At 55.3% G+C, this 6,663-nt stretch carries 7 protein-coding genes; all 7 read left to right on the forward strand.

Going from position 1 to position 6,663, the window contains the following annotated elements; translation table 11 throughout:
- Positions 1–78 precede the first annotated feature (78 nt).
- The gene (locus D6694_00935; GenBank protein RMH48053.1) at positions 79–483 is read left to right on the forward strand and encodes a GxxExxY protein; all 405 of its coding nucleotides are present in this window, start codon (positions 79–81) and stop codon (positions 481–483) included.
- A gap of 1 nt (position 484) precedes the next feature.
- Complete coding sequence (locus D6694_00940; protein ID RMH48054.1) at positions 485–958, forward strand: hypothetical protein; 474 nt, start codon at positions 485–487, stop codon at positions 956–958.
- 68 nt (positions 959–1,026) lie between these two features.
- A complete protein-coding gene (locus D6694_00945; protein ID RMH48055.1) occupies positions 1,027–2,445 on the forward strand; it encodes a hypothetical protein in 1,419 nt (472 codons plus the stop codon).
- Between the two features lie 57 nt (positions 2,446–2,502).
- The gene (locus D6694_00950) at positions 2,503–3,408 is read left to right on the forward strand and encodes a recombinase (protein ID RMH48056.1); all 906 of its coding nucleotides are present in this window, start codon (positions 2,503–2,505) and stop codon (positions 3,406–3,408) included.
- 19 nt (positions 3,409–3,427) lie between these two features.
- Positions 3,428–4,777, forward strand: a complete 1,350-nt coding sequence (gene dnaB / locus D6694_00955) for a replicative DNA helicase (GenBank protein ID RMH48057.1) — start codon at positions 3,428–3,430, stop codon at positions 4,775–4,777.
- A gap of 4 nt (positions 4,778–4,781) precedes the next feature.
- Complete coding sequence (locus tag D6694_00960) at positions 4,782–6,314, forward strand: hypothetical protein (GenBank protein RMH48058.1); 1,533 nt, start codon at positions 4,782–4,784, stop codon at positions 6,312–6,314.
- The coding region (locus tag D6694_00965; protein RMH48059.1) for a hypothetical protein at positions 6,307–6,663 on the forward strand (357 nt) is incomplete at its 3' end. The genes D6694_00960 and D6694_00965, both read left to right, overlap by 8 nt.

Here is a 6,663-nt window from a genome sequence, read left to right on the forward strand (position 1 = left end):
CCATACAATCGCGGGATATGCGCCCACAAATCCGTTCCTCCCTCTTTTTAGATTTTCTTTTGTGCGAAGGAGCAAGCAATGCCCAGACAACATTCTCCGCTCAGTCAGATGCTTTATGAAATTCGCGGTGTGGCGATGAAAGTCCAAAACCAAATGGGTACTGCCCACCAGGAGGCTGTTTACCACCGTTTATTTGTTGCCGCCTTGCAAAAAGCAGGGTTCAGGGTGGAATCCCAACCTCGGCTTGACATCCAAGACGCCCACCACAATGTGGTCAAACACTACTATCCAGATTTGCGAGTGACACATCGTAACCTTCAGGTGCTGGTGGAAATCAAAGCCAGTCCCGGAGGGCTGCAACCTTCTCACATGCGCCAGGCACGCGCCTATCTTTCAGTGGACCGCAAGAGTCGCAGCGCCCTTTTGATAAATTTCGCTCGCAAGCCGCTGGAACACAAAACTCTTTTTCGTAAGGACATCTGATATGCGACAACGTCCCAAGTATCGTCCTGTACCTGCCTTTGTGCGTACTCTGAGCACATCCCTACCTATCGACATCACCCCCGTCCTGGCCGCTTTGGAGAATGACGCTGACCCTGTTGTGGCCGCTGCCCTTTTAGGCAGGCTGCTGCGCGACGCGTATACATCCCAGCAACAAACTATCGCAAACTTGCACAACCGGTTGGCATTCTGGCAACAGCATGCCATGAATTATCGTCACAGTTGGGAAGCCTGCATGGCCGAGCCGCTGAGGGAACATTTTCGTCAGGCACAAGACGAAATTACCGCGTTGCAACAACGCCTTTCTGAGGCAGACAAACAGGTGAAACAACTTTCTCTGCGTTGCACCTTTTTGGAAAATGAGAAGACGCGCCTGGAAAATCTACTGGAAGAGCACCAGCGCATCGTTGCCCGCCAGCAAGTCCGTCTGCTGGAACTGGACGACGATGCTGTCTAGCCGGGTGCGCCCAAAATAAAACCCCCTCACTATACGGATGGTCGCCTTTTTGGGCGCACCCAAGAGCAATGCTTATGACAACCCTACGAGAAAAACTCACAGAGACCTTCCCATCTGAAGAATCCTATTTACCCATCTTAAACACGTTGAAGGTTGTTGGAGTAGCCGAAAACCCACAACTTCAGCAAGCCAGTGGAATGCCCCGCGACAAACTGCGACGTACAATGCAAAAGTTGGAGGCTCTGGGCGCGGTGCACATGTTGCGCCAGGATATTCGCCGTCGTACAGGTCGGGGACGCAGTCCGCGGGTGTGGCGGTTGGAGAAAGCCGGAGCCGCTTTGTTGAATACCCGCCCCAGCAAACTGGAGGACGAGCGCGCCATCACACATGCTCTGGGAATGCTGGATGTCCATCTGCGCGCCGTACGGGATGGCCTGGAAACCATCACCGACAAGCCCATGAACTTCACAGGCGGAGTTATCCGTCCGGATTTGCGCGTTACCCTGCCCGATGGGACCCAGGCACTCTTTGAAATCGAGCAGGACGCCACCCCGCGCCTGTTGCGACGTATCACTACCAGTCTGCGCCACAAACAACGATTCTTCGCTACCCGGAGTACCGAAAATATCTCTTCGATAGTACGGATGGTCGTTGCCCTCCCTGCCGGTACTGCTTTCGAACGCACACTGAACGTCTGGCATCAGGCCCTCGATGTGCTGCGCAGCGAGGTAGCAGAAAATGAACTGGCCTTTCAGTTGGCTGCCATACCACTCCCCGCCTTTCTTGACCAACCCGACTGGGACGAACCGCCAACTGATAGCCATTGGGTCTGGTTGACGAGTAGCCAGACGCGTACTACGGGCGGATTGCAACGTTTTCTCAGCCAGGTGCCGCACAGCAATCCCCTGCACGACCGCCTGATACTGGCCGCTTTGCTTCAGGAATTGCATCTTGACTCTGCACTGGCGCGCAAATCTCAACGTTACCCCAAACCCGACCCCGCTTTTTTCCAGACCATACAGGTCATTTATGCCGCTTCGCATGCCGAAGGGCTCTCCCCACTGGCACAGGCAACTTATCCCTGGGCTTCCCTCTTTTTGTTGCGCCACTATCTGCACCTGCACCCGGTTCTCAGAACGCAGATTGAGCGTCGGTTGCGCGCCAGCGCTACCACCATGCGCTGGAACACCACCGTTATCCTGCACCGTATGCAGGGCATCGTAGACCTTTTCCTGGCGTATCACGGCTGGCGCAGTGACGGGCCGCTACTCGTTTTTGCCGAGACGCCACCCTGGAATCAGGAGGCAGCGCGCACATTCCGTATAACGGCGCGCATTCGTCACCGCGAGATATTGGTCGCATCCGGTGACAATATCCTTCCACGCGTTGCAGATGTCAGAACAGCCGAGCACGCCCTGGCCTGGGTTTTGACCGCGCTCTTCCGCTACGCACCTGACCTGGGGTTCAAGGCTCCTCCTTTCTGGTGATGCGGCTCTCCATGAAGCACCAATCTTCGACAAACTTACTTCTTGAAAGGAATTCCCATGGACGCTGATTTTTTGGATTTCAAACAGTACCTGCAAGAGCAGGACAAATCCCCCCTGACGGTCAAAGGCTATCTTGCCGATTTGCACATCTTCACCCGTTGGTTTGAGCAAACCAATGGGAAGGCTTTCTCCCTGACCGATTGGACATCCGCCGATGTACGCGCCTATCGCCAGCACATGCTTGACCAGAATATGAAACCCCAAACCATCAACCGCCGTCTGGCGGCACTGGCTTCGTTCGGGAATTGGGCTTTTCTCACTGGTCGGGCAAGAGCCAATCCTGCCCTGCGCATCCACGGCATAGCCCAATCACCGCTTGCTCCCAAGTGGTTGGAACGTCGGGAAAGGGCAGCCCTGCTTCGGGCCGTGGAACAGGATGTAGAGTATGCCCGCCGACACTACCCTCGTTTATGGGTCATCCGGCTGCGAGACGCAACCATGGTAATTACACTGCTGAACACCGGCTTGCGGGTTGGGGAATTATGTGCTTTACAGGTCACCGATGTGCACGTAGGGGAGCGCAAAGGTGTCTTGACCGTACGCTCTGGAAAAGGCAGCAAGCATCGCATCGTACCGCTTAACATTGAAGCGCGGCGCGCTATCGGTGAATGGCTTTTGTATCGTCCTCAGGTGGACACCCTGGCGTTGTTCACCGGGCAGCGCAACGAAGCAGTGCGTTCGCGCTCGATTCAGCATGCCGTAACACGCCTGGGCCAGGCTGCCGGGTTGCAAGGAGTTACGCCTCACACCTTGCGGCATACCTTTGCCAAGTCACTGGTTGATTCAGGGGTCTCTTTGGAGAAAGTAGCCGCCCTGCTGGGACACAGTGACCTCAACACGACGCGTATTTACGTTACGCCAGGAAAACGCGACCTGGAAAACGCGGTAGCCAAAATTGTCTGACGCTAATTTCTGTTGACTAATGCGTTTATCTCCCTGTATTTTCTTCAGGAGAGGAAATTTTTCAATGACCACCCTTCAACCTCCCGTGACCAATACGATTCTACCTCCCCATAGCATCGACGACGAACGAGCGCTCCTGGGGGCAATCCTTATTTCCCCCGATGTCTTCGATGAGGTCGCAGGCATTGTCTCCGACGATGATTTCTATGTGGAACGCCACCGCTGGATATGGGAAGCCTTTCGGCAACTGCGCGAGCGGGATATGGATATAGACGTTACTACTGTTTCTGGGGTGCTTGGGGAACGTCTGGAAAGTGCAGGCGGGGGAGCCTATCTGGTGCGGCTTCTGTCCTGGCCGCCGTCTTCTCTCCACGCGTTGTCATACGCCAGGCGCGTTGCTGAACTTTCCGCTCGACGTTCTATGTTGCGAGGGGCATCTGAGATTGCCAGGCAAGCCCATGATGAGAAAATCCCTTTTGATGATGTGTTGGCGAGCGCCGAACGGTATATTTTCGACATAGCCCAAAAAGCCATCGGGGGTGGGGATTTTCAGTCCGCTAAATTATTGGTTTCCTCCCTGATGTCCCGGCTGGAAAGTGGGGAACCGCCTCCCGGCGTAAGTACCGGCTTGCCTGCCCTGGATGATATTTTTCGCATGAGACCGGGAGATTTCATCGTTCTTGCAGGACGCCCAGGAAACGGGAAAACATCCCTGCTCATGCAAATTGCCTGCCATGCCGCCATACAGAAACGCATTCCCGTAGCAGTGTTCAGCCTGGAGATGCCCGCAGAGAGTATTATGGAGCGTCTGGTATCCCACGTTACAGGCATTCCTTTTGACCGTATGCAGAACAACAGCCTTTCTCCACATGAGTGGACCTTGTTTGCCGATGTTACCGGAACACTGGCGGAGAGTCTGCTGTTTGTCAACGACACCCCCTACATAACCCCTGTTCAAATACGAAGTCAGTGTATGCGTCTGGCGTCTACCCATGGCTTGGGGCTAGTGGTCATAGATTACCTGCAACTGGTAGGGGGCAGCGGACGATACAAAACCAGAGTGGAGGAGGTTACCGAAATATCGCGAGCCATGAAAACATTGGCACGAGAACTTGGCGTTCCGGTGCTGGTTGCAGCCCAACTGTCTCGAGCCGTGGAGCAGCGTCAGGACAAACGTCCTATGCTCTCAGATTTGCGCTCAAGCGGCTCTATCGAGCAGGATGCAGATATCGTCATCTTCGTTTACCCCAGAGGGGAAGACAAAGCCGCAAAATTTCTATCCGTAGAGAAGCACCGCAATGGGCCTACGGGCACAGCAGAAATGCTGTTTTCTGGAGCCACATTCCGTTTTTCTGGTTACGAGGAGTAGAAGCATGGATACCCAAGTCATTCAATTTAACCATACCCAATCCATATCTTGGAACGGTGAACGATGGAGCGAGACAGTAGATGTGCAAGTGATACTGACAAGTGCCGCGCTGAGCACCGCTTGGCTAAGAGAACATTTCACTGGTAGAAATGGAGGAACGGTGGATTTCACCGTGCTGATATCCATCATCATGCACTCCCGGCCTCTAAGAGGGGATGACCTGGTATTGTTTGAAAAACTGGGTCTCGCTACCTCGGCAGACGAAGGTCGCCTGTACGCCCGCATATCTGATGTTGGACTGGCAGATGAACTCGGCATCCACCGGAAAACGATAGCGGCCAGTGCCCGACGGCTGGCCGCAGCAGGCTTTATTGCCGTGTTGGACTTACCCGACGGCTTCCGGGATTCGCGAGGACGCTTTTCTGGCAATAAGGCCTATCTCGTATCAGGTGATATGGCACGCTATCTGCCGAAAATCGTTACGAGTGACGATGATGCTGCCCTGGCTCACCGTGACACTCCAGTGACCACGGTGGCTCCCAACCGTGGCAGTTTAACTGCCACGGCAGACCCGAAAAACGCTTCCACCGTGGCAGTTGAAGTGCCGTACCGTGGCAGTTCAACTGCCACAAATATTAATGATGAGGAAGATGAGGAGGGGGAGGAGGAGTTTTTGGAAAAAATCGCTACCCAACAGGTATTTGCTCGCTTTGCCCTATTGCTGGGGCGAGAATACACTCCAACCCAAAAGGACCGGAAACTGCTGAGACAACTATCCCAAGATGGATACCGCACGGGGGATGTCATGGCAGGGATGGTGCGTGTTCAGGAAAATCGCGGTGGACGTATGGGCGATGTGCAATCGTTTGCCTATGTGGTTCCGGAAATCCGCAGGAGACCGCCTGCGCGCCCTGTTTCTGGGCAGGAAGATGAGGCCCAACCTCCTGTTCCTGCGCCTGGCAAAGACACCCCGTTGCCGAATTCCCAGCCTGTGCCCGCACCTGTAACCCTTGATGCAGAGGCCGAGGAAATCCCGGCTGATGTGGAGCGCGCTTTCTGCGCCGTCATGCGACGAGAGATAACGCCTGTGGAGCGTCAGCGTTTGGCCTGGCTGCACGAAGAATTGGTTGCTTTGGGCGGAAATAAACTACCCAACGGAGACCCCTGGCAGCGCATCCTGACCGCCATCAAGTTCCAACTCAACCCCGATGCCCGTAATCCCACCTCCTACCTGCACAAACTGCTGATACAGCCTCTCGAAGAGCCGGAAAAAACCACGAAGAGACGCAAAACCAGGCGGGGAGAGCGCAGGCCTGACACCCCAAAAACGGGCCTGGCGCGCGCAGCCGGAGAAAATCACCCGCCTATTCAAATCGGTGCAATGACAATTACCCGCCCCCCGGAACGTCCATCCGGGTACGTTGTGCCTTCTGAGGCGGCGCGGCGCGATATCTACGACGCGGTGGCGGCTTTACGGGCATTGGAGCGGCAAATGAAAGGGCAAAACAAAACGGTCGGAGGTGACCGGCATGGCTAGTTTCGAGACTTTTGCAAAGTTGTTCAGCGGTTTGCTGGCCGCCTTTCCTGGTCAGCAAACCGACCCGGCCAGCGCTTCGCAGGTCTTTTTCCTCGCTCTGCAGGACATCCCGGACGAAGCCCTGGCTTTTGCCGTGGCTGAGTGGCTGGCCCAGGGCAGGAAATTTCCTGCCATCGCCGACCTGCGCGAACTGGCGCTCTCGGATGAATATCCCCTGCCCGAGGAAGCCTGGGGGGAGGTCAAACGGGCGTTCGTCAGGTACGGACGCTCCCAAAAACCGGCCTTCAGCCATCCCGTCATCGCCCAGGTTGTGAACGACCTGGGCTGGCATGGACTATGTTCCAGCAGG

The sequence above is a fragment of the Gammaproteobacteria bacterium genome (assembly GCA_003696665.1).
GTDB lineage: Bacteria > Pseudomonadota > Gammaproteobacteria > Enterobacterales.

What these genes read in the sequence shown, in the direction of transcription:
- D6694_00935 (RMH48053.1), top strand. Translation starts at nt 79, where the DNA reads ATGCCCAGACAACATTCTCCGCTCAGTCAGATGCTTTATGAAATTCGC.
- D6694_00940 (RMH48054.1), top strand. Translation starts at nt 485, where the DNA reads ATGCGACAACGTCCCAAGTATCGTCCTGTACCTGCCTTTGTGCGTACT.
- D6694_00945 (RMH48055.1), top strand. Translation starts at nt 1,027, where the DNA reads ATGCTTATGACAACCCTACGAGAAAAACTCACAGAGACCTTCCCATCT.
- D6694_00950 (RMH48056.1), top strand. Translation starts at nt 2,503, where the DNA reads ATGGACGCTGATTTTTTGGATTTCAAACAGTACCTGCAAGAGCAGGAC.
- dnaB (RMH48057.1), top strand. Translation starts at nt 3,428, where the DNA reads ATGCGTTTATCTCCCTGTATTTTCTTCAGGAGAGGAAATTTTTCAATG.
- D6694_00960 (RMH48058.1), top strand. Translation starts at nt 4,782, where the DNA reads ATGGATACCCAAGTCATTCAATTTAACCATACCCAATCCATATCTTGG.